Source organism: Spirochaetales bacterium, from assembly GCA_016930085.1.
GTDB lineage: Bacteria > Spirochaetota > Spirochaetia > SZUA-6 > JAFGRV01 > JAFGHO01.
This window is the reverse complement of record JAFGHO010000020.1, coordinates 16,751-40,258: the sequence shown is the minus strand read 5'-3', so window position 1 is coordinate 40,258 and position 23,508 is coordinate 16,751. Positions and strand designations below refer to the sequence as shown.

Below are 23,508 nucleotides of genomic sequence, written 5' to 3'. Positions count from 1 at the left end.
AGTGTAGAATAAAGCGGATGAAAAAGTTCAGGGTCATATCCAAATTTTCTCCCGCCGGAGACCAGGGAGAGGCGATTCGTAAATTATCCGAAAAGGTGAAGGAACATACACGGTTTCAGACCCTGAAAGGGGTTACAGGTTCGGGAAAAACCTTTACCATGGCGAAAATAATCGAAGCGACGCAGCTTCCCACCCTCGTCATCTCCCATAACAAGACCCTCGCCGCGCAGCTCTACCGTGAGTTCAAGGATTTTTTCCCCGAAAACGCGGTGGAATACTTTGTATCCTACTATGACTATTATCAGCCGGAAGCGTATGTTCCGGGAAAAGACCTTTATATAGCGAAAGACGCTTCGATAAACGATGAAATCGACAGGCTGAGACTTTCCGCCACGGCGTCACTTCTCGAACGGCAGGACGTCATTATCGTGGCAACGGTATCCTGTATCTATGGTATCGGCAACCCGTCCGACTACAGGGAGATGCGCCTGCGAATCGAAAAGGGTTCGTCCATCGATCTGCGCGATCTTCTCAGACACCTGGTAGCACTCCAGTACACAAGAAACGATTCGGTATTGGAGCGGTCGAAATTCAGGGTTCGGGGAGACGTCCTTGAAGTATATCCCTCCTATTCGCTGAAAGCGATCAGGATCGAATTGTCGTTCGATGAAGTGGAGCGTATTCGCACGATCGACCCCCTCACGGGGGAAACCATTGAAGAACGCGATTTTTGCGTCATTTATCCGGCCAAATACTTTGTCATGCCCGAAGAACGCGTTCATCACGCACTCGAGGCGATACGGCTGGAATTGAAGGACCGATACGAAGAACTTATTGCCGAAGGAAAACAACTCGAAGCGGAGCGGCTAAAATCCCGTACCGAATACGACCTCGAAATGCTGACCGAAATGGGATACTGCTCGGGTATCGAGAATTATTCACGGCACTTAAGCGGCAGAAAGGAGGGGGAACGTCCCGCCGTCCTTATCGATTTCTTCCCGGATAATTTTCTCGCCTTTATCGATGAATCGCATGTCACGATTCCGCAGATCCGGGGAATGTATGAGGGGGACCGGTCGCGTAAACTCTCACTCGTCAGATACGGATTCAGGCTTCCTTCCGCGCTCGACAACCGGCCCCTTATGGCGAGAGAGGTGGAAAGCCTTCTCAACAAGGTCATTTATGTATCGGCGACACCGGGTGCGGAAGAACTCGAAAAATCGGCGGCCATTGTCGAGCAGATTATCCGTCCCACCGGCCTTCTCGATCCCGAAGTCGAGGTGAGGCCGACGGAGGGCCAGATCGACGACCTCTACGCGGAAATCAGGAAACAAATCGGAAAAAACGAGAGAACCCTCGTCACCACCCTGACGAAAAAAATGGCGGAAGACCTCTCTGCCTACCTTTCCGAACTCGGTCTCAAGGTAAGCTACCTCCATTCCGAGATCGACACATTCGAACGCGTCCGCATCATAAAGGCGCTGAGAACCGGAGATTTCGACGTGGTGGTCGGCATCAACCTTCTCAGGGAAGGACTCGATATTCCGGAAGTGTCGCTTATCGCGATTCTCGACGCGGAGAAAATCGGGTTTCTCCGTTCCGCGACTTCCCTCATCCAGACCATCGGACGGGCCGCCCGGAATATCAACGGGAGGGTCATCATGTACGCGGACAAGGTATCGGATGCCATGAAAACGGCAATCGATGAAACGCAACGGAGACGAACGGTCCAGCTGGAATACAACCGGAAACACAATATCACTCCAAGAACCATATCAAAATCGATCCAGGATATCCTCCTTCGCAAGGAAGAGGAGAAAAAGAGGGACGAAAAAATGAGTATCGACCTCATAAAACAGAGTTACAATCTCGTCATTCCAAAACAAAAAGCGGAACTGATAAAAACCCTGGAGGCGGAAATGCTTAAGTATGCGAAAAATCTCGAGTTCGAGCGCGCTGCCGTTGTAAGGGACGAGATAAAACGAATTAAGGAAATGAATGTCTGAGGTCCGCGGCGGCCGCGGACAGAAAACGAAAAACCCTTTCATGGCACTGGACATGATTGGGGAAATCGTGATATAATAGATCAGTATATTTCAATATCGAGAACATACTGGACTAAAAATCATGGAAATCGATCCAAAAAAAATCGTTGTCGTAACACTCCCCACAATCCTCCTTTTTTTTTTACACTCCTTTTGCTGCTTTTTACCTGTCCCACAAAGGATGTGAATCCGCAAAACCTCAATTTTCCGTATAACCTTTCCGCCCTATTTACAAAAGACAATACCATACGGTTAAGCTGGAAATGGGAAGGAAAAGAAGACGATATCGAAGGTTTTATCATCGAAAAAAAAACCGATGAAACGGAGGGATTCCGGGAGATCGTTTCTCGCGGCAAATCCGAACGGGACTACGAAGATACGGCAATAACGGACGACATCACCACATATGCATACAGGGCGTTTGCCTTCAAGGATAAAAAACGATCCATCTATTCGAATGAAGTCGTCGTCAACATCGTTCTGAAGGAAATCGTCCTGAAACCTCCCGTCGAAGAAAAGCCGAAACCTGAACCTACCGGAACGGGTATTGTAAAAAAGCCGGAAAAAACGGGAATTTCTCTCCGGCTTCCGGCGGCGGAAAAAAGCGGGAAGCATGCGTGGCTCGAGCCGAACTATCTCATTGCGGAAAAGAACGACTCCTTTTCAACCGCATTGCATCTCAATACCGGAAGCGAAAAACTGACTTCCTTTGACATTATTGTTTCCTATCCGAAAGAATTGATGAAACCCGATGCCGGGAAAGGGGAGAAGGGTATCACGATGGGGATCGGGGATTTTTCCTTATCGGTGGATGCAAAAGAGGAAGGATACCTGACCGTCGAAGGGACGTCCGGGAACGGCATCGGGCCGCTTCCGGACGTACATCTGCTTTCCATTCACTTCATCGCCCTCAAACCGGGCGTTTCGACGCTCAAAATCGGTCTGATCGAGGTGAAAAGCAAAAAAAAGGCGTTGTTCGAAAAACCATTCAGCATCGAAGGGGTGGTCGGGATCGCGGACACGAAAGAAGCCCTGATTGCAAACGGCAATCAGGGCGATTACCAAAGCCAATCAGGGTATGACAATCAATACGGCGGCGACAATCAGCCCGGCAATGACGGGGAAGGGGTATGGGAAGAGAATGCCGGAGATGAGTATATCGCGCGGAATGACGACGATTACCGGGATTATGATGAATACGGTAACGACGATCAACCGCCATATGAAGATAATTATTCGACGCAGCCGCCCGGCCCGGGCAACGCCGGAAAGACGGACGCGCCGACCGGCCCTCCCCGCCGGACAGACGCGTATTATGAGGAACCCGTGTATACCGATGCGCCCACGGCGCCTCCCGTTGTTACCGCGACGGCGACACCTTCTCCGACGCCGACGGATACACCTTCCCCTTCTCCCAGTCCCAAAGCGACATCCGCTCCCGCCCCCGCGGCGCCCGGCACCGGAGAAGTCTGGATCGAACCGGCATCGGGTTCCGTCAGTATGGGGGCCAGGTTTTCGAACGAAGTGCACGTGAACAGCGGGAATCAGAAAATCGCGGCATATGGAATTGAAATCGGATTCGATTCCGGCATCCTCAATGTCAATACCGGAGTCGGCAACAAGGGAGTGGAAGCGGGACCCCAGGGATTCGTCGCCGCCGTCAATCTCACGCCGGGCAGGCTTGTTATAGGTGGATTCGATACGTCGGGAAAGGGGCCGGGTGAGGATCTCTACCTCCTCAGACTCAACTGGACGGCCGTCGGGACGGGCACCGCGACGATCAGCGTGACGGTCAAGGACCTGACGGATGCAAATACGGATCCGATCGGAAACAAACGCGGCATCAGTGCGCGTGTAACGGTTAAATAAGGGGTAATGAAGATTATGCACAAATCCATGCTTTATTTTCTTGTCTTCACGTGTATAACCCTGTGCGGTCTGTCCTGCGGAAGGGAGGCGGAAGTGGAAACGATCACCCTCCCCCCCACGTCGGTGCTTTCCTCACGTACCACATGGGGTGTGGTGACGAGTAATTTTCTCAGGCTGCGGGAACGCCCGTCAAAACAGGCCCGGATGCTGACGGGAATTCCGCGGGGGATGATCGTGGAAATAATATCCAAAACAGAGGAAAAATCCGTTATTGAAGACAAGACCGACTACTGGTACCACATCACCTTTGACGGGGACCGCGGGTGGGTATTCGGTGCGTATATGGTCATATTCAATTCCCAAAAAGATGCCGGAACCTATGCCCAGGACCTTTTGTAAAAGGCGGGACAAAAAGGGGTGGAAAGGACGAAATCCCTTTTTTCCTTTTTCCGCCTGCCGTAAAAACCGAAAAAAAACGATCCGGCAGGGGGAAGCGAACGCATGACGGCATTCACCGACACCATCATCCGGCTTCTTCCATGGATCCTCCCCCCCCTTCTCGGGGCGATTATCGGCTATGTGACCAATATGGTGGCGATAAAAATGCTTTTCCGGCCGCTGCATGAAAAGCGGGTGTTCGGCATCAGGATACCGTTCACACCCGGTATCATCCCGAAACAGCGGCATCAGCTTGCGGACAGTATCGGGAACATGGTTTCCAGAAATCTTCTCACCACGGAGGCGCTCAGAAACCATATCGCAAACCAGGCATTCCGTGAAAGCCTTTACCTCAATATCTCGAATTTGACGGAACATATCCTTGACTCCCCCGTCGCTATTCTCAAAAGCAGAAAATTCGCCGTGGTCTACGATTATATCGAGTCGTTTCTTTCGGGGGCCCTTCATTCCTTCTTCTCTTCGGGAAAGGTCGGAGAGGGGATCGCTTCCATGACGGGAGATTTCGTCCGGTCGTTTACCGGCCGGAAATTCTCCGCCGTCACGGAAAAAATCGATATAAAAGCGATAACCACCGCTTACCTCCTTCCTTTTTTAACCGGTGAAAAATTACGGGCATGGCTGCTTCAGGAAATCACCGAATGGACGAACAACCAGCTTGCAAAAAACACCCCTCTGAAAGATATTATTCCAGCGGATCTGGTCGATGCCGCCGTTACGAGTTTCAGGCTTTTTCTTCCCGATCTGCTTGCCTCTCTGTTTATCTGGCTGCGTTCCGAATATACGAAAAAGGACCTTGAAACACAGGGAAGGGAACTTCTCAAGGAAATTTTTAAAAAACTCAATATCTTTCAGCAGATCGTCGTGTCCGTCGCCCAGTACGACAAGACCCTGGCGGAAAAAATGCCCGAAATCATCGACGATGCGCTCAATTATATCGAGGAAGCCGCAAAGGATCCCGTCAATCAGACTCATTTTATCGAATCCTCGAAGAAGGGAATGCACAGATGGCTCAAACAGGGTGTGTTCGATCTTTTCTATTCGGAATCAATCGATATCAATGCGAAGATACGGCTCGTGGCGGAAAACCTCTTCTCCATTCTGAAAAGCGGAAAAACGGAGGCGTTCATCGCCTCCAATATCACTTCATTCATCGACGGACAAAAGGATAAAACAATAAAGGAAATACTGGAAAAACAGCTGGCTGTCAGTGAAGAGGATATCGTTCTGGCAATACAATCATTCGTCACAAAAACACTCACGCGGCCCGAAACGGCGGAGGTATTGTCGCAGGTGGTGGTGAAACTCATCACCTCGCTGTTGCAAAGCATGGAAGACCGCCCGCTGGCCGAGATACTGGATCTCGATGCGGAGACAAAAGCTGCGCTGGACCGTTTCATTTTCGACAACCTCATCGGCCTTCTTGACGAAAAGCTGCCGGATCTCCTTTCGAGCCTGGATATCAAGACCATCGTGGTGAACAAGATCGACGCGCTTGATGTCTCGGAGGTCGAAAAACTCATCCTCATGGTGATCGCCAAACAACTCAAATGGATAAACGTGTTCGGCGCGATCCTGGGGGCGTTGATCGGTATGATTCAGATCATATTCAGGTTTGCCGGCTGAGCTTGTGAATAACGCCTTCCGTCAGGCCGTCGTCAGGGTCAATGCGGTTTTCCCTGCAACAGTCCGGATTAAATATACGTGCTTGTTTGCACAAAAACCGCTCAAGCGGATCGACATAAAGGCCGCGTCCGCTACCCCCTGCTTTCGAGTTGATAGATATCCTTGAGAAGCTGAAGTCCTTTCGTAAAGTAATTGATCGAACTGCGCCATGCGGCGATAAGGTCGTTATTTTCCCGCCCCCCGATGCTTTTGAGATTCGATATCGTATCGTATTTCCCGCCGATTTTACCGTAAAGGATGCCGTCAAGCACATTGATCATAATGGTGAAACAGTTGATGCCGTCCTCGACTATTTTTTTTGCCCGCGCGTCGATACTCTTGAACAGATTTTCAGCCCTTTTTCTCACCTCTTTCGATTTGATTACTTCCGAGTTCAGTTGTTCGAGCCTGGCTCCCGATTCACCGGCCGGAGACACATCCTTGTCCAGGGCACCTATCATTTCATAACCGACATTCATACCGTTAAACGCGTCGGTAAAGTCACTTCTGTTTTCCTTTTTGAAAAAATTTCCATTGATAAGGAGTACTTTCATATACCTGTTGATCTTCTGGAGAAAAAGCCGCTCATAAAAATTCTTGATGAATATGACGGAGAGGTAATATTTTATTCCCAGATTTTCATAGGAAAGATTTTGGTTGTAATATTGCGGTTCCGAAACGAAATCCGCTTCGAGGAAATAGTGGACCTGTTCGATCAATACCCTGACCTTTTTCTCCTTGTAAAACGTCCTGAACATGGCGTCAAAGCGGTTTTGCCAGTAGTTTTTAAAAAGAACAAACCAGTCTTCGCCCCCCTTTATCTTTTGCGGTCTGTAATTATAATTTTTGAGGATACATTTGACGATGTCGGCCACGGGAACCTTGTTGTTGAATCTCCGCACATAGTTGAACCCGTTATCCGCCTCTTCGAGCGACTGTTCGAGCCGTTTCTGCATGTTGAAATCAGGATCGTCGATCATGCTGTGGTAATGAAACAGGAACACCGCTTTCAGGGCATCCGAAGGCGGCGGATAGCCGACACTCTGAAGAATGTCGGAAAGTTTCATGAGTTTGTTCTTTGCGATCATAAAACCCAAAGCGCCCCTGCCCCCGAACCGGTTGTTGTCGAACTGCATCACGATATCGTCGAAGTTGAAACCGCACAACTGGTTGAAATAATCGAGGGAAAGCGCATACTGATATATCCGTGTTCTGTCTTCGGGAGAAATCGAATCAAGGATATGGCTGAAGCGCCGCTCCATCTCCCCCCTTACTTCCGCGACCTCGGTGAAATGCTGTGAATCATAGATATTGACCGGATCCGTCTCCTCGATTATTCGCTGCTGAATAAACTCGAGCTCCATACTGATGAGAAACGCAAAAAAACTGCCGCGATCCGTACTCATGACCCGGTGAAGGGGTTCCTTGAATATCGAAATGGCACGGCTCAGGCTTTCAATTTCGTCCCTGAATCCCTTGAGCAATACCTTTCGGGAAAAATCGACAAGTCCAGGATGTCTCGTATAAATACGATCCCGCAATTTTTTTAGCAGATACTCTTCGACGAGCACCCGGCGTTTCTTTCCGGTAAAAAGGGAGAGAATGAACAGAATTATTTTCCGGAACAAACTCAGCTTGTCGTATTCATTATCGAAATTGGTCTCTTCCTGTTCAAAGGTTTCGGTCAAAAGGGGTTCCACCGAAACATTCTTCACGCCCTGTATTTTTTCGAGCAGATCCCGTCTTTCCTGGGAACTGAGATCGAGGACAAGTTTGTCAAATAATGAACTCGCTTCCATACGATCTATGGTTTTGGCTCCTCCTTTAGCCGGTTAAAAACGACGTCCTTAATATTCTTTCATTTTCGAACCGATCCATGGCAAGCTCGATTAGGCGGTCTATAAGGGTATCGTAAGGAATTCCGCTGATTTCCCATAATTTCGGGTACATACTGATACGGGTAAAACCGGGAATCGTATTCAGTTCATTGACAACGACCCTGTTGCCCCCGGCAAGAAACATATCGACGCGGGCCATTCCTTCGCAACAGAGCGCCCGATAGGTGCGGACGGCGTATTCCTGCACTTCACGGACGACCCCGCCGGGAAGTTCGGCGGGAATGCCGAGTACCGCGCCGTCTTCATCGATATATTTCGCCCGATAAGAGTAAAATCCGTCCCTGCTTGTAATCTCCCCGGGAAGTGAGGCGACGGGATTCTCGTTCCCGAGTACCGAACATTCGATTTCCCTTCCTTCTATCATCTCTTCGATGATGATTTTCTTGTCGTAACCGAAGGCTTCGGAAACCGCACGATCGAACTCCCGTTCGCTTTCCACCTTACTCACACCGACGGACGAGCCGAGGTTCGCCGGTTTGACAAAAAGCGGGAGTCCGAGTTCCGCGCTTATGCCATTGAAACCGATACGTTCGTCTTCTCCTTTGCGAAAACACAGGAACCTGGCAATCGGTATTCCCGCGTCCCGCAGGAGCCGTTTCATCACGTCTTTGTCCATACCCACGGCCGAACCAAGGACATCCGCTCCGACAAAAGGAACGTTGAGTAGTTTGAGAAGGCCCTGTATGGTACCATCCTCACCGTAAGGCCCGTGAAGGACGGGAAAAAACACATCAATGGAGAGCTCCGTTTCCGGTTTCACGGTGACGACGAGCTTTCTCCCGTCCATCCCCGGAGAAAGGAACACCGGATCCCCTTTCGAACGCAGATCGAGACGATCAGTATTTTCTCCGCATCCCGAAAAAAAATCAGGACGCAAGTGGCGCCATGTCCCGCCTTTATCTATGCCGATAAGTACGATACCGTATCTTTCCCTATTAATGGCACCGATCACATTATATGCGGATCGTAATGAAATTTCATGTTCCGCCGATCTGCCGCCGAACAGAACTCCTACCGTTATTTTCCTTGCCATAAACATATCCGTTATTGGAATAATCGGTATCATACACCCTCAGAAAGATGACATCAATACCTCATTCAATAATTATCGGGAATCGAAAAGCTATTTCACGCAGGAGCAACGACCTCCCGCTGCTCCGGATAATTCTTATCGGCGTCGTTGCGGTGATCGTTGCCGCCTTACTTGTCGTTCCGGGAATCAAAAAGAAAAACAAATACGGGCACCACTATAAACCTGCAAAACAGGTTTATATAAGTACCCATAAGTTTCAGGACAGAACGCCGTATTTTTTCCCGACTTCCTCGAGTATTTTCAACGCTTCATCCAGATCGTCTTTCGAATGTGTCGCCATGAGAGACAGCCGTATCCGTGAATTGCCTTTTGGAACGGCCGGGTAAAAGACGGCATTGAGAAAAAGTCCCCGCTCATGAATATCGACCGCCATTTTGCGAAGCAAAATATCATCACCGATAAAGATCGGAATGATCGCCGAGGATGAATGACCGATATTGAAGCCGAGGTCAAGAAGGCGTGATTTCATGTACCCGATATTATCCCGAAGTTTTTGTATTAATTGCGGTTCCGAAACGAGGATCTCCAGTGATTTGAGGACCGAAGCGACGATTACCGGTGAAAGCGAAGCGGAAAAAAAGTAGGAGCGGGCATAGAATCGTATATAATTGATCACCTCTTTCGAAGCACAGATGAATCCTCCCATTGCACCGAGGGCCTTGCTGAATGTACCCATGACGATATCGATCTGGCCTTCAAGGTTGAAATGTTCGATACTTCCCCTTCCCGTTTTACCCAGCACGCCTGTCGCATGGGCCTCATCGACCATAAGGCGGGCGCCGTAAGTATCACAGAGTTTTTTTATTTCCGGAAGGGGGCTGATATCGCCGTCCATGCTGTAGACGCCCTCGATAATCACGAGTTTGCCTTCTTTGTCATATGTCTTGAGAATCCGTTCACATTTTTCGAGATCGTTATGGCCGAACGTCCGAAAGACAGCCCCTGAAAAAAGGGCCCCGTCGATAATGCTCGCGTGATCGAGTCTGTCGGTTATGACGACATCGTTTTTTCTGAGAAGTGCGGTAAGCGTGCCGATATTCGTTGAAAACCCGGTCGGGAACAGCATCGCGTCCTCACTCGATTTGAACCCGGCGAGTGCTTCTTCCAGGCGCCTGTGTAATGCCGAATAACCGCACAACAGGGGAGAACCGCAGAGGCCCGAACCGTATTGTTCAAGGGCATGAATGCCCGCCTCGATAACTTCTGGACGCGAAGAAAGGCCGAGATAGTTGTTCGACGCGAGCATGATCATTTCTTTTTCTTTTCCCGTATAACGGTCAAGAATCTTCACCCGCGGGCTGCAGTCGGAAAGGAGTGTCCTGAAATAGGTAAAGTATTTCTTGGAAATATAATCCCGGGCATATTCATAAAAAAAGGACGTTTTCTTGAAAATATCCCTGTCATTGTACTCGATAAAATCTGATAATGAATAGTTATCGGAATTCATATATCTGCTTCCCCCTCACCAGTCTTTTCTTTTTTTAATTATGATAACGGTGGCCTGGTGCCGCACGGCCCGCGATTCAAGCGGGCTCCGCGAACCCCTTCGTACACCGGATTTTCAACAAAACCACCCGTAAATATGGTTGAGATCGAAGAATTCCTTCAATTTTATTTTATCGGTCTCCGAAATAAAACCGATATCGATCGCAACCCCCATTCCCTTCTCCGGGTCCGCTTTACGGGTAACGACCGTCCCTTTCAGCGTGACGACATGTTCCGTTTCGTCGAGATATACCCGTAATTCAATAAGCGTTCCCGCCTGAAAAACGGTTTCCGATGCGATAAAAAGTCCGGAGCGTGAAAAATTGGTAATAATCCCCTGTGAAAATGAGCCGCTTTCGCGGCTTTGAGATCGAAATTCCGCATTGATATCACTTTTTACCCGTGGATTTTTTCTGCTTATAAATTTGCTTTCATTCATGGTTTTTGCCCCTCGATCAAGTAAAAATCCGCCAGCAAAGGAGAGACTTCCTTTTGAAGTCGTTTTCTTGTTCGAAAACAGTGACACGCACTACCATTGATTGTATTACCTTGAAGGTGTAAAAGCAAGAAAAACAGGCGGAGAGAAAAAAAAATGAATATTTGTTTTTGTCGATAAAATCTATTATTATTTATATTGATGGGACTCATCGCAATCATTTTTTTGCATCTTCGTTTTTTTCCTATTTTCACACACGTGCTCACTCTAAATACAGGAAACCGGATACGGGATATCCGTGACAGCCGCTATAAGGAGGGTGAAAAAAATGAATAAATTACTTTTATTGCATCCTGCAACCCGATCGCGAAGTATCGGTCTTGGCGATACGGAATCCCTTGGTATGCCGCCGATTAATCTCGGTTACATCGCCGCACTCACCCCCGGGAATTGGGATATTACTATCGTCGATGAATACCTTGCTCCCTTCACTGTCCACGCATCGTACGATCTTGTCGGGATAACGGCAACGACAAGCAACATCATGAGGGCATACGAACTATGCGGGGAATTTAAAAAACGGAAAGTAAAAGTCGTCATGGGCGGTGTCCATACGTCAATGGTACCGGATGAAGTCCTCGGGCACGCCGATTCGGTGGTTGTCGGTGAGGCGGAATCGGTATGGCCGAAATTAATAAAGGATTTTGAAAAAGGCAAACTCAAAAAAAAATATATCGGGGATAAAATCCCCCTCGACAATCTTCCCATCCCCCGGAGAGATCTCTATTCGGAAAGATATATCATGGATGTCATGCAGACAACGAGGGGCTGCCCGTTCGAATGCGAATATTGCTGTATAAGCAAGGTGTACGGGAAGCAGTACAGGGTAAGGCCGGTGAAAGATGTGCTTGACGAATTCCAGACATTGAAGAAGAGAATGGTCTATTTTATCGACGACAATTTTTTCGGCTTTGGGAAAAAGGGCGCAGAAAGGGTGATCGAACTCTGTAAGGGTATCGTCAGCCGAAAAATCAATAAATTCTGGGCAACGCAGGCTTCTCTCAATATCGCGGAATATCCCGAAGCCCTTAAATGGGCATATCGAAGCGGATGCCGCGGCGTCTATGTCGGCATTGAATCGATATATCCCGAAACACTCAAACAGCTTAATAAAACCGTCAATTATAAATTGAAAACGGAAGGCATGATCAAGGCGATAAAAACAATCCACAAGTACGGGATTTCGGTCGCGGGGGCGTTCATTTTCGGGAATGACAGGGATGATAACACCATTTTTCAGCCGACACTCGAGTTCATGAAAAAATGCGGTCTCGATGTGATTCAGATCGGTATCCTGACGCCATACCCAGGGCTGAAGATATTCGAACGGATGAAAGATGACCGCAGACTCGTTTATGACAACTATCCGTCCGACTGGGATCGTTACGATACGGAGCACATTAATTTCAAGCCCCTTAACATCTCCGTTATCGACCTCATCAGGGGTTATGATTATATCGCCCACGAGATTTTTACGAAAAGGGAAGTCCGGTTTCAGGCACTCAAAACATTTCTCAGGACCAGGAGTATCGTAGCGACACTGCTCACGTACGGGATGAACAAGGACAGTATCGATCTCTACGATTTCAAGAAACGATTCAGGGCCGCCGCCTGGAACAAGGACCATGCAGCAAAATAAAGACAGGATAGAAACACAAACCACTCCGACCCCTCTCGAGGTGAAGCGATACGCAAGCCTGAAAAATGTGAAGAAATCCCTCTGGGACTCGATCCTCAGGCAGGACCGCATTATTTGTTCGTACGACCACCTCAGGGCGGTGGAAGAGTCCGGAATCAATGATTGCGATTACCGCTATCTGATGATATTCAGGGGAACCCGGCTTATCGCCCATACCTGTGTCTATGCCATGAGTTTCGAACTCGATATCTTTAACACGGGGAAAATGAAGCGTATTATCGACATAATCAGGAAACGTTTCTTCCCGAGATTCTTCTATATCAAGGTAATCGAATGCGGCACACCGACCGCTTTGGGAAATACCATCTCCTATGCGGATGAATCCGACAGACCGGAAATTCTCGAAATCATCGTCCGGGAAATGGAGGCGTTTGCCCGGGAGAAGAATATCAATATCCTCATATTCAGGGATTTTTATGAAGAAGAACTCTTTTTTTACAACCGGCTTATCATCGATCATTTCAAGCGGGTCAACATGCTTCCCAATTCGGAAATCGTCAACGACTGGAAAAGTTTTGACGATTATCTTTCCGATATGAGAAGCAGGTACCGTTACAGGATCAACAGATTCCTCAGAAGCCTCGAAAAATCGACAATCGATATCGAAATACGCGACTCTTTTTCCGATATCGCGGAAGAATGCACACGGCTCTGGTTTCAGATTTACGAACACGCAAAGGAATACAAACGGGAAATTCTCACGCCCGATTATTTCAGGAATATGGACAAATACCTGGGAAAACGATCGAAAATGATACTCTTTAAAAAAGGCGATAGCCTTATCGGATTCGATTTCGTCATCATCGATGACAATACATTACGCCCGCTTTTTGTCGGGATCGATTACAATTATAATGAAGAAAACAAACTTTATTTTAACATCCTGTGTCAGAGTGTCAAAATGGGGATCGAAAGGAACAAAAAACTCATCGAAATGGGGATAACGACCATGAACCCAAAGCTCGAAATGGGAGCCGAGATCGTCCCCCTTTACGCTTTTATGAAACACCTCTCTCCGATTTTGAACAAGATTATCCCGAATCTTTTCGTTCTGTTTTCACCGAAACCGCGCGAAATCATCAAGCATGTGTTCAACAGGAGGTACTTCGAACGTATTTATACCGATTTTTCCATACAATACCTCTACAAGAACCATATCTATAACGCGACAGCGTATAATATCAGTGCAAGCGGTATTTTCATCAAAACGAAAAACCAGTTAAAAAAGAATGATTTGCTTATTTTCGAATTCCGCTTTCCCAATACCATCAACACCTTTACCATGAGGGGCAGAATTGTCTGGTTGCGACGCATGAAAGATGGAATCATGGCAGGATGCAAATTCTCAAAAAACAGAAAATCTTCCAAAGAGAAACTGAAAAACCTTCTTGAAATAATGAAATTACAGGGACAGCATGAGCAGAATTAGTTTTCAGAATATCGACAAGACAAAACCGGATGTCGCCACCAGCCTTCTCAAACCGTTCCTCATTTATATCGAAAAGAAATACGATAAGGCCGCCCTCATCCAGTTCGTCCGTGAAACCGGTATGGATATCGAGTTTCTCGAAAACGGACACAACTGGATCTCCTTCGATTACTACAATCTCTTTCTGAAAAAACTCGTCGAGTTTACCGATAATCCCAAGGCGCCTTTCGAAGCGGGCATTTATGTTCTTTCACCGCAATCCTATCCGTCGCTCAGGGCGATTCTGATCGTACTCAAACTGTTCGCCACACCCGGTATGTTTTTCAAACGTATCGCGGAGCTGACGAGTTCCATATCGAATATCGGCAAATTCGAATTGCTGCAGACGCGAAGACGGAAGATTCTCTTTAAATCCAAATTGTTCGAAGGATACAAACAGACCAGGTATAATTGCGATGCGATCAAGGGAATAGCGGCGGCGATCCCCCGTTTCTGGGACCTTCCTTTTGCGAGAGTGAAAGAAATACAGTGCGCGGCGGAAGGGGCGGAATCCTGTATCTACGAGATCAGCTGGATACCGCGCCCGTTTAAAAACATCCTCTTTACCATCGGCACCGTCTGTATTCTGATCGGCGAGATTATTTTCTTTTTTGTACAAAAAGAACCGCTTTTAAGAATAGAACACCTGTTATTGTCCGCCGGATTTTTTACCATCATTTATTTCATCAACAAAATCTTCAAATTCAGGACCATATTAAAGGAGAACGAAGAGATTCAGAAGGAGCGGACGCGTGAGCTCGAGCGTGCCATCGCCATCAGCAAGAAAGAATATATGGAACTGCAGGAGGCGAACCTTCAGATAGTCGAAAAAGCGAACAAACTCTCGATTCTCAACTATATATCGGAGGAAATAAGTAAAATAGATCAGGAAGACGACATGCTCCTGCTTATTATAAAAATTATTATTGATTGTATCGGTTTTGAAAGGGGATTTTACTACTGCATGAACAATTACTTCGACGTGCTCAAAGAACCTTTGAGTTTCAATAAACTCGACAGTAAAATAAAAAAACAACCCGAACTCGTACAATACACACAAAACAAAAGATGGATTACATCCATTTTTACAAAAAAAAGACCGCAGATCATCTCACAGAAAGATTTGATCGGGGGGGAGAACGACAATGACATCATCTTCATTCCCCTGGCCGTCCACAACACGTTCTTTTACCTGATCGGGTTCGATAACTTTTCGTCGGGGAAAGAAATCAAGGAAAAAAACATGCAGTTTTTTTCTACCGTCGGCAGACAGCTGGAAATCGCCATGAACAATATCTATTCCCTGCGCGCCGCCCGCAACGTGCTTTCGAGTATCCCCTCTTCGATCGTCGTTTTTGACCGGAATACCCTGAAAATATCATATGTCAATACGACATACCTCAAGAATTTCAATCAGGAAATACGAAACGTGTTGGGCGAGAACGTCTTTGACTTTCTCAAAATCCCCGAACACTACAAGGAACGATTCAAAATACAGATAGACAGACTTCAGCAAAAGAAGAACATGCTCGACCAGGAATACCAGGTCGGACAGAGGACGATCGGATATACCCTGTTCACTATGCCGGATGAAACCGGCGGAAAGAATGAAATAGGCATTATCATGAAGGATATCACCGAACAACGGGACCTACAGGAACAGCTGCTTCGCGGGGAAAAGCTTGCCGCACTCGGAACCCTCGCATCGGGTATCGCCCACGAGATAAACAACCCGCTTTACGGGATACTCGGAACCGCCGAAGTGATTGTCGATGAAACCGACAATGATGAAATCAAGGACCTCGCGAAGGAAATCATCGATTTTTCGATGCAATGTTCGGATATCGTGAAGGATCTTTCCACCTATTCGCGCAGTCTGAGAGAAGAAAAGTCAAAAGAAGTCGATATAAACAATTTGATCGAGGAGACGCTTCGGATTATCAGCTACAGCCCGAACTTTATCGATATAAAGGTAAACAAGGAATTGAACGATATCCCGCCCTTCGAAGCCATCGGCGGAGAAATGAGACAAATTTTCATGAATATCATCAACAACGCCATCCAGGCGTTGAAAGGCCGGGGAGAACTCGTCATCAACACATACTGTAAGGAACATTTCATTATAATTACGATAGCCGATACGGGCCCGGGTATCCCCCAAAAGATTATCTCTAAAATATTCGATCCGTTCTTTACCACCAAGCCCGCGGGAGAAGGGACCGGTATCGGGCTGAATATCGTATACAGGCTCGTCACCAAATACAACGGATTCATCACCGTGAAAAGTTCACCGGGTGAGGGGGCCCAGTTTACCATCAAACTACCGGTAAAGGAGTAGAAATGAAGAACGTTCTTATTATCGACGATGACGAACGCATTCGCCATATCATAAAAATTCAGCTGCACAAGACCGATTTCAACCTCCTTGAAGCGGACAACAGGGAGATCGCGCTCGAAACGCTCCGCGGCTCCCCCGTCGATGTCATCATCTGTGACATCAAGATGAAAGATACGACGGGCTTTATCCTGCTGAAGGAGTTAAAGGCGACCTACCCCCATATTCCCGTCATCATGTTGACCGGTTTTATCGACAAAAACGTGAGTGAAAAGGCAAAACGGATGGGAAGTTTTGCCTTTATTACAAAACCCGTGCGGAGAGAAAAACTGATCGAGACGATCAGACAAGCGGTGGATGACGGGGGTGGACCGGCCTCGCCCGGTTAGACGCGTGTTCCCGGAAAGCCTCCGGTTTTTTCACCACGGGCGTCCATGAAAATCCATGGAAAAACAAACCATGGAATGTTATACTGATATCGATGAAGATCGATACGATGAAGCGAGTTGCAGATGGCCGACGAAGAACAAATTGAGGGCGAACTTATCGAGCTTCCGCCCGCCGACTCGAACGTAAAACGAATCCTCGTCATCGACGATATCACCTATGTGGTGAAATCGATAACAAAAATTCTCAGAAGCCAGGGTTATTTCGTTATTTCGGCCATGACGGGCAAGGAAGCGATCGAGAAGTTCGGCAAATACAAACCGCACCTGATCACCGTGGATCAGAAACTTCCCGACATGTCCGGCATCCAGCTTGTCGAACAAATCAGGTGCCTCGACGGCGGATACAACACGAAAATCATTTTTATCTCCGCGGTTCAGGAAAAAGAAGAAATCAAATCGATTTTGACGATCGGTATCGACAACTATATTCTCAAACCATTCAAAAAGGAAATGCTCATCAAGATAGTCAGCGACCTGCTTTCACAACAATAGAAACAACCATCCGGTACGCCCCCCGTTCCGGTAAAAAATGCGCCGGATAACGAATCTCCGTGTGCTTATCGTGTTTTTCAAAAAGCGTGGTATATTTACAGGTGATCAACCATGAAAGGAGACATAATCATGAATAAGGGAATCTTTTTCTTTCTCTTTATATTTATACCCGTTTTACTTTCATTGACCGGTTGCGATATTTTCCCGCCCGAATGTTATCTGCAGGCGGAGGTTGTCTCATGGTACCTGGATGGCAGCAATTATGTCGTCATCCAATACAGATTGACGAATGTCGGGTCCGTCGACCTCGAGAACTGCCAGGTCAAGTTCGGTATCGATGATGTATTATCGGGCGGGAATACGGTCAGCTATGATTATATAACCGCGACGTGGTGGCCGTCCGGGGGGATCTATTTGAATACCGGTGAAAGCTCGGGAACGAGGACATGCAACACCGGCTGGAACACCGGGGGTGCCGTTCCCGAGTACGTGGGGGTATACGCCATCGGATTCGACAACCCGCCGGATGAGGACTAACCCGCACCAATTACACGATCCATTTCCTCCGTATGTTGAAAATACTGATATAAAACATAGCCAGACAGAAGACAACGAGGATACCCAGGTCGAAGGCGACCGGAAGGAAGTTGCTTTCCGAGATCGAATACCGCAGGATATCGACCCCATAGGTAACGGGCAGGAGACAGGAAAGCGGTTGTATGAAAAGAGGAAGGACCGGTACCGGGACAAACAGGCCGCAGAGAAAAATCATGGGAAAGCGGTAGAAATTCGAATAGGTCTGGGCCTCGAAGACTTCTTTCGCCGAGACGGCGATAAACAGCCCCATGAATGTGGATATGACCGACAACAACGCGATACCGGAAACGAGTGTCGCCCAGTGCATGACCCCGGACCTGAAATATAAAACGGAAATCAGAACGGGCAGCACGCTGTTGACAATCCCGAACAGGATCGCCCCGGTCACTTTGGCCAGTACCAGAAGTTCGATACGGACCGGCGCCAGAAGCAGCCGTTCGAACGAGCGCGACTTCCGTTCGAAGGTGATGGTGACGGAAAGCATCGAGGTCGTCCCGAATAATATCGACATCGCGACAATGCCGGGGAATACTTCCGTAATATCAAAGGCGGATTTTGATTTGATGAACATCATCAGCATCCAGGCGAACGGAAATATAATTCCCCAGCTGATGTTCGGCGGTTTGAGATAATAGTTTTTCATATCTTTCAACAGGATACTCCGGAACGCCGTGAACGATTTCGACACCTTCATTTTTTTTCTTTCTCCTTTTTCATCATGGCGATTTCGATGCCGGTCAGTTTGACAAAGGCGTCTTCGAGGGTGGGCCGTATCAATCTGGCTTCACGGATGCGAACGCCGCGGCCCGATAAAAAGCAGACGATCGGTGTTATGTCGATTGTATCCCGGCCGGTTACCTTTACCGTATCATCGTTTTTCAGGCTGCATTCGACATCGGGGAATTCCCGCATCAGTTGTTCCGGCAGTAAAGGACGATCGGTATACCCCTGTTCGAAAACCACTTCGATCACATTGGCTTCCCGTGCATCCTCGATCAGCCTGCCGACCGTATCGATTCTGATAATGCTTCCCCGATGAATGAAAGCGACCCTGTCGCAAAGGCGTTCGGCTTCCTCGATATAGTGGGTTGTCAGGAAAATGGTCGTCCCGGCCTCATTGAGGCGTTTGATCAGGCCCCTGATCTGTCTGACACTCGCGACATCGATGCCGGTCGTCGGTTCGTCCATAAAGATTATCTCGGGTTCATGAATCAGTGCCGCCGCGATTGTCAGTTTCCGCTTCATCCCTTTCGAATACGCGCCGAACTTTTTATGGGAGGCTTCCGTCAATTGAAAGGCTGCAAGCAGTTCGCGGGCTTTCCGCGACCGTACCGGCTTCGGCAGGCCGTAGAGTGACCCGCAAAAGCAGAGATTTTCATAACCGCTCATTTCATTGTAAAGATTGCTTTCGTCGGCAATAACACCGATAATATTCTGGGCTTTTTTTATATTTTTTGTCAAATCTTCATTCTTATAGTATATCTTCCCCCCGTTTATTTTTGCCATACCGATCAGCATGTTTATCGTCGTTGTTTTTCCCGCCCCGTTCGGGCCCAAAAATCCGAAAATTTCTCCTTTATTCACATAAAAACCGACATCACGTACCGCGGTAACATCCCCGTAATGTTTCGTTAAGCCCTTGGCCTCGATTATTCGTTCCATACACCGTTTTCCTTTGATCCCGCCGCCTTCTTGAGTTCCTGTAAAAGCTCATCTATAATTGGGTGATTGACTGTGTAATGCACCCAATATCCCCGTTTTTCACCCGATACCAGTCCGCATTCCCTCAATATTTTCAGATGCTGCGAAATGGCCGATTCGGATAACGTGAGTATGCGCGCGATCGCCTTTCCGCACAGGGGACGTTTCGCGATCAGGGTAACGATGGCAAAGCGTGTGTCGTCACCGAGCGCTTTAAACATGGCGGGCAGGGATTTACTGATATCATTGGGCGAATCTAATTTAGTATTCACTTAATTAATTTATATTTCACTTAACCAGTATCTGTCAAGGACATTTTCTTCTTTTTCTCATTCACCGGCATTATGAGAGGGTTTTATAATCGGCCGCTCCCGGTACCATACGATTCAAGCTATATTCTTGACAGATATTTTCTTTAACGTTATAGTAAAGCTTACTCAGCAGTCCGGCTTATATGCCGCGACATAAAGGGATAGAAATTATTCCGTAACCTCCCGTCATACATGAAAGGGAAAGCTGTTCACGGTTATCCGGTGAAATCCGGGTTTACGGACAGGGAATTTTTAATAAAAAAACAAGGAGCTACAATAATGGGTATTAGGTTGGAACAAATCAGAAATATTGCATTTTCAGGTCACGGCGGAACAGGCAAAACATCACTGGTAGAACAAATCCTCGCTTTGGGCGGTGCCATCCCGAAACCGGAAACCGTGGAATCCGGGAAAACCGTCAGTGATTATACGGAAGAAGAAATCGCACGGCAGATATCGATTCACACATCACTCTCCCATATTATGTGGAATGATATCAAAATCAATCTGCTCGATACACCGGGTGCCGCCGATTTTGTCGGTGAAGTGGTCGCGGGATTTCGCGCGTGTGAATCGGCCGTTGTTCTTGTTGCCGCAGATTCCGGCGTTCAGATAGAAACAATTAAAACCTGGCGGCGGCTTGACAGAAACAACCTGCCCAGGGTCGTCTTTCTCAATAAAATGGACAAGGAACATGCCGATTATAACAAATCCCTTAATGATGTGAAGGACAAGTTCAAGGTGAATGTCATTCCCATTACCATACCCGTCGGGGAAGGAAACAACTTCAAGGGTGTCGTCGACCTTATCGATCAAAAAGCCTACATGCATACCTCCGGCGGCAAATCCCAGGCACAGGATATTCCAGCCGACATGAAAGACGAAGCGGAAGGCAAGCGGGCCGCGCTTATCGAAGCGGCTGCGGAGGGCAATGACGAACTTATGGAAAAATATCTGATGGAAGAAACCCTCTCCGAGGAGGAATTGAGAAAGGGTCTTAAAGAGGCGTTTAAAAAGAATAATTTTGTTCCGGTTTTCTGTGGGGCGGCGATACTTCATTCGGGAATGGTCTCGCTGCTTAATTTCATCGAAAAAGCGGCCCCATCCCCCGCGGCAGCGGTCAAGGCCCTGACAAAGGAAAACACGGAAATCGAAGTAACGGCGGATGCGTTCCCCTCCTGTTTCATTTTCAAGACATTTATCGATCAATTTTCAGGAAAACTCTCATTCATCAAGGTGATGTCGGGTTCAATCTCGACGGATTCGGAACTCTACAATGTCCGGGAGAATAAAAAGGAGAAGATTTCCAAATTATTCACCTGCCAGGGTAAAAAACTCGAAGACGTTACTACCCTCGAGACCGGCGACATCGGTATTATGGCAAAAGTGACGACAGCGGAAACAAACCAGACATTTTCCACGTCAGATCACCTGATTACCTATGAAAGCCTCAATCTTCCGCAGCCCGTTCATTCCGTCGCGATCTCGGCTGCGGCGAAAAAAGACGAGGACAAGCTGAACCAGCTTCTGCAAAAGGTCTCGACCGAAGATCTCACATTCAAGCTTACGTACAACAAGGAAACACGGGAAACGGTAATATCCTCGATGGGAGAACTCCACCTTTCGATTATTCTCGACAGGATCAAGGAAAAACAGAAAATCGAAATGGAAACAAAAGTGCCGAAGGTGGCCTACAGGGAGACCATTACAAAATCCGCCGGCGCGGAATATCAGCATAAAAAACAAACCGGTGGACACGGCCAGTACGCGAAAGTGGTCCTCGAAATACAGCCGCTCGAACGGGGAGAGATGTTCCGGTTCGTCAATGCCATTTTCGGTGGCGCCGTTTCCAAGGGGTATATCCCCGGTGTCGAAAAGGGTGTGCTCGAAGGAATGGAAGAAGGTATCCTCGCGGGGTATCCCGTCGTGGATCTCGAAGCGAAAATCGTCGACGGAAAGGAGCACCCGGTCGATTCATCCGAAATGTCGTTCAAGCTCGCCGCTCGCGGCGCGCTCAAGGCCTGCCTCGAGAAAGCGAAATGCGTCCTGCTCGAACCGGTCATGAATCTCGACGTCTTTGTCGAAGACCAATACCTCGGAGACGTTCTCTCCGATCTCAGTTCACGGCGGGGCAGGGTTTTGGGTCAGGAACCGATAGGCGGTGGAATTCAGGAAATCAAGGCACAGGTTCCCCAGTCCGAATTGCTGCGCTATTCGATAGATCTCAAATCCATAACATCCGGAACCGCTTCATTTGAAATGGAGTTCAGCCATTACAACCCGATTTCCGGCAAGGTTGCGGAGGACGTGATAAAGGCTGCCCAGGCGTCAAAAGAAAGTGAATAGAACCAACAGGAAAGGAAGAAATGGCCGTCGATTCAGGCAAGAAGAGATACCCGGAAAAAGACGCTTTTCTGAAAACCAGAAAACGGGACAAGGGATACAAGAAAGCCGCCATGCTTCTCATCATCCTGGGGAAGGAACATTCTTCCGAGGTACTGAAACACCTCACTGAGGAAGAAGCACTGGGAATTGCAAAGGAAATCGCATCGATAAAAAAGATCGACAACAGGGAAGCGGAAAAAGTACTTGAAGAGTTCGGTTACCTTCTCAAAGTCAAAAACCTCGTGGCAAAAGGCGGTCTTGAAAAAGCGAAAGAAATGCTTTTCACCGCTTTTGGAGAGGAAAAGGGCGAAGTTTTTTACAATAAAATAATCGAACGGACCGTCCCGCATCCCTTTTCTTTTCTCAATGATCTTCCCATCGAACAGGTATTGACCCTTATAAAAAACGAATCGGCCCCCGTGGTCGCGGTCATTCTCTCTCACATCGATCCAACCCTTTCCGCAAAACTTCTCACCGCCCTTCCGCCCGATACCAGGAGGGATACAGTGGCGAGAATCGCCAGAATGGATAAAATAACCCCGGAGATACTGCGAAAGACGGAAGAGGTGTTAAGAGAAAAGGTGCGCGCCCAGGGAGACATGATAACACAGGAGGTCGACGGGAAACTGGCACTGACTGAAATACTCAAACATATGGATGTCCAGAAAGAAAAGGAAATCCTCTCCGATCTTTCCATCTGCAATCCCGAACTCGCCGAGGATATCGAAACCCGCCTTTTCAATCTCGATGTCGTCTACAGGATATCGAACAAGGACCTTCAGAAAGTACTGCGTGAATACGACGACAAGGATATCGCCTTTCTTCTCAAGGGAAAAGACGGGGACTTCAGCCAGCGGATCATACGAAACGTATCGAACCGCAGGGCGGAAATCATCAGACTCGAACATCAAAGTATCGGCCGCGTGCTGAAATCCGATGTCGAGAAATCGGATACCGACTTTCTCTTAAAAATACGGAATATGGCGGAAAACGAGGAAATCACCATTTTCGACAAAAACGAGGAATATATCGATTAACGTGAACGCCTGCGTCATCACTTTGCC

General features: G+C 47.8%; 19 protein-coding genes. 12 read left to right on the top strand and 7 right to left on the bottom strand.

The features are described from left to right. Positions 1-17: 17 nt before the first annotated feature. The 4 genes from uvrB to JW881_03725 all read left to right on the top strand — a co-directional run bounded on the left by uvrB (position 18) and on the right by JW881_03725 (position 5,996). Positions 18-2,006 carry an excinuclease ABC subunit B gene (gene uvrB / locus JW881_03740; protein MBN1696606.1) on the top strand — a complete coding sequence of 663 codons (1,989 nt, stop codon included), beginning with the start codon at positions 18-20 and terminating at the stop codon, positions 2,004-2,006. A gap of 222 nt (positions 2,007-2,228) precedes the next feature. After that, positions 2,229-3,914 carry a hypothetical protein gene (locus JW881_03735; GenBank protein ID MBN1696605.1) on the top strand — a complete coding sequence of 562 codons (1,686 nt, stop codon included), beginning with the start codon at positions 2,229-2,231 and terminating at the stop codon, positions 3,912-3,914. Between the two features lie 6 nt (positions 3,915-3,920). Next, the gene (locus JW881_03730; protein ID MBN1696604.1) at positions 3,921-4,313 is read left to right on the top strand and encodes an SH3 domain-containing protein; all 393 of its coding nucleotides are present in this window, start codon (positions 3,921-3,923) and stop codon (positions 4,311-4,313) included. Between the two features lie 102 nt (positions 4,314-4,415). Beyond that, complete coding sequence (locus JW881_03725) at positions 4,416-5,996, top strand: DUF445 family protein (GenBank protein ID MBN1696603.1); 1,581 nt, start codon at positions 4,416-4,418, stop codon at positions 5,994-5,996. 131 nt (positions 5,997-6,127) lie between these two features. On the opposite strand, the gene JW881_03720 is transcribed toward JW881_03725, so the two are convergent. From JW881_03720 to JW881_03705, 4 genes are all read right to left on the bottom strand, one after another. After that, positions 6,128-7,834, bottom strand: coding sequence for a hypothetical protein (locus tag JW881_03720; protein ID MBN1696602.1), 1,707 nt, complete (start codon positions 7,832-7,834; stop codon positions 6,128-6,130). A 25-nt stretch (positions 7,835-7,859) separates the two neighbouring features. Beyond that, positions 7,860-8,966: a D-alanine--D-alanine ligase gene (gene ddlA / locus JW881_03715; GenBank protein ID MBN1696601.1), complete on the bottom strand. Its 1,107-nt coding sequence runs from the start codon at positions 8,964-8,966 to the stop codon at positions 7,860-7,862. 256 nt (positions 8,967-9,222) lie between these two features. Then, a complete protein-coding gene (locus tag JW881_03710; protein MBN1696600.1) occupies positions 9,223-10,473 on the bottom strand; it encodes an aminotransferase class I/II-fold pyridoxal phosphate-dependent enzyme in 1,251 nt (416 codons plus the stop codon). Between the two features lie 114 nt (positions 10,474-10,587). After that, positions 10,588-10,950 carry a PilZ domain-containing protein gene (locus tag JW881_03705; protein ID MBN1696599.1) on the bottom strand — a complete coding sequence of 121 codons (363 nt, stop codon included), beginning with the start codon at positions 10,948-10,950 and terminating at the stop codon, positions 10,588-10,590. 325 nt (positions 10,951-11,275) lie between these two features. Here JW881_03705 and JW881_03700 point away from each other — a divergent pair, with 325 nt between their 5' ends. From JW881_03700 to JW881_03675, 6 genes are all read left to right on the top strand, one after another. Beyond that, the gene (locus JW881_03700) at positions 11,276-12,646 is read left to right on the top strand and encodes a B12-binding domain-containing radical SAM protein (GenBank protein MBN1696598.1); all 1,371 of its coding nucleotides are present in this window, start codon (positions 11,276-11,278) and stop codon (positions 12,644-12,646) included. After that, positions 12,633-14,135, top strand: coding sequence for a GNAT family N-acetyltransferase (locus tag JW881_03695; GenBank protein MBN1696597.1), 1,503 nt, complete (start codon positions 12,633-12,635; stop codon positions 14,133-14,135). Before JW881_03700 ends, JW881_03695 begins: the two co-directional genes overlap by 14 nt. Next, on the top strand, positions 14,122-16,512 hold the full coding sequence (locus JW881_03690; protein ID MBN1696596.1) for a GHKL domain-containing protein: 2,391 nt from the start codon (positions 14,122-14,124) through the stop codon (positions 16,510-16,512). Before JW881_03695 ends, JW881_03690 begins: the two co-directional genes overlap by 14 nt. A 2-nt stretch (positions 16,513-16,514) precedes the next feature. After that, entirely contained in the window at positions 16,515-16,898 is a 384-nt protein-coding gene (locus tag JW881_03685) for a response regulator (GenBank protein MBN1696595.1), read from the top strand. Positions 16,899-17,021: 123 nt separating this feature from the next. Beyond that, positions 17,022-17,450: a response regulator gene (locus tag JW881_03680; GenBank protein MBN1696594.1), complete on the top strand. Its 429-nt coding sequence runs from the start codon at positions 17,022-17,024 to the stop codon at positions 17,448-17,450. A gap of 129 nt (positions 17,451-17,579) precedes the next feature. After that, positions 17,580-17,987: a hypothetical protein gene (locus JW881_03675; protein MBN1696593.1), complete on the top strand. Its 408-nt coding sequence runs from the start codon at positions 17,580-17,582 to the stop codon at positions 17,985-17,987. 10 nt (positions 17,988-17,997) lie between these two features. Here the strand turns inward: JW881_03675 and JW881_03670 are convergent, their stop codons facing one another. From JW881_03670 to JW881_03660, 3 genes are read right to left on the bottom strand one after another with little or no spacing between them, the layout of a single operon-like run. After that, positions 17,998-18,741 (bottom strand): ABC transporter permease, encoded by a 744-nt coding sequence (locus JW881_03670; protein MBN1696592.1) that lies wholly within the window; start codon positions 18,739-18,741, stop codon positions 17,998-18,000. Continuing rightward, on the bottom strand, positions 18,738-19,709 hold the full coding sequence (locus JW881_03665; GenBank protein ID MBN1696591.1) for an ABC transporter ATP-binding protein: 972 nt from the start codon (positions 19,707-19,709) through the stop codon (positions 18,738-18,740). Before JW881_03665 ends, JW881_03670 begins: the two co-directional genes overlap by 4 nt. Continuing rightward, positions 19,697-20,020, bottom strand: a complete 324-nt coding sequence (locus JW881_03660) for a winged helix-turn-helix transcriptional regulator (protein ID MBN1696590.1) — start codon at positions 20,018-20,020, stop codon at positions 19,697-19,699. The genes JW881_03665 and JW881_03660 overlap by 13 nt, the downstream gene beginning before the upstream one ends. A gap of 318 nt (positions 20,021-20,338) precedes the next feature. Between JW881_03660 and JW881_03655 the strand changes: the two genes are divergently transcribed. Both JW881_03655 and JW881_03650 read left to right on the top strand, forming a co-directional pair. Next, positions 20,339-22,405, top strand: coding sequence for an elongation factor G (locus JW881_03655; protein ID MBN1696589.1), 2,067 nt, complete (start codon positions 20,339-20,341; stop codon positions 22,403-22,405). A 20-nt stretch (positions 22,406-22,425) separates the two neighbouring features. Beyond that, positions 22,426-23,481 carry a flagellar motor switch protein FliG gene (locus tag JW881_03650; protein MBN1696588.1) on the top strand — a complete coding sequence of 352 codons (1,056 nt, stop codon included), beginning with the start codon at positions 22,426-22,428 and terminating at the stop codon, positions 23,479-23,481. Positions 23,482-23,508: the final 27 nt, after the last annotated feature.

Coding starts and splice junctions, on each gene's coding strand:
- JW881_03675 (MBN1696593.1), top strand. CDS start 17,580: ATGAATAAGGGAATCTTTTTCTTTCTCTTTATATTTATACCCGTTTTA.
- JW881_03650 (MBN1696588.1), top strand. CDS start 22,426: ATGGCCGTCGATTCAGGCAAGAAGAGATACCCGGAAAAAGACGCTTTT.
- JW881_03725 (MBN1696603.1), top strand. CDS start 4,416: ATGACGGCATTCACCGACACCATCATCCGGCTTCTTCCATGGATCCTC.
- JW881_03700 (MBN1696598.1), top strand. CDS start 11,276: ATGAATAAATTACTTTTATTGCATCCTGCAACCCGATCGCGAAGTATC.
- JW881_03705 (MBN1696599.1), bottom strand. CDS start 10,950: ATGAATGAAAGCAAATTTATAAGCAGAAAAAATCCACGGGTAAAAAGT.
- JW881_03685 (MBN1696595.1), top strand. CDS start 16,515: ATGAAGAACGTTCTTATTATCGACGATGACGAACGCATTCGCCATATC.
- JW881_03710 (MBN1696600.1), bottom strand. CDS start 10,473: ATGAATTCCGATAACTATTCATTATCAGATTTTATCGAGTACAATGAC.
- JW881_03730 (MBN1696604.1), top strand. CDS start 3,921: ATGAAGATTATGCACAAATCCATGCTTTATTTTCTTGTCTTCACGTGT.
- JW881_03655 (MBN1696589.1), top strand. CDS start 20,339: ATGGGTATTAGGTTGGAACAAATCAGAAATATTGCATTTTCAGGTCAC.
- JW881_03690 (MBN1696596.1), top strand. CDS start 14,122: ATGAGCAGAATTAGTTTTCAGAATATCGACAAGACAAAACCGGATGTC.
- JW881_03720 (MBN1696602.1), bottom strand. CDS start 7,834: ATGGAAGCGAGTTCATTATTTGACAAACTTGTCCTCGATCTCAGTTCC.
- JW881_03680 (MBN1696594.1), top strand. CDS start 17,022: ATGGCCGACGAAGAACAAATTGAGGGCGAACTTATCGAGCTTCCGCCC.
- JW881_03665 (MBN1696591.1), bottom strand. CDS start 19,709: ATGGAACGAATAATCGAGGCCAAGGGCTTAACGAAACATTACGGGGAT.
- JW881_03670 (MBN1696592.1), bottom strand. CDS start 18,741: ATGAAGGTGTCGAAATCGTTCACGGCGTTCCGGAGTATCCTGTTGAAA.
- uvrB (MBN1696606.1), top strand. CDS start 18: ATGAAAAAGTTCAGGGTCATATCCAAATTTTCTCCCGCCGGAGACCAG.
- ddlA (MBN1696601.1), bottom strand. CDS start 8,966: ATGGCAAGGAAAATAACGGTAGGAGTTCTGTTCGGCGGCAGATCGGCG.
- JW881_03695 (MBN1696597.1), top strand. CDS start 12,633: ATGCAGCAAAATAAAGACAGGATAGAAACACAAACCACTCCGACCCCT.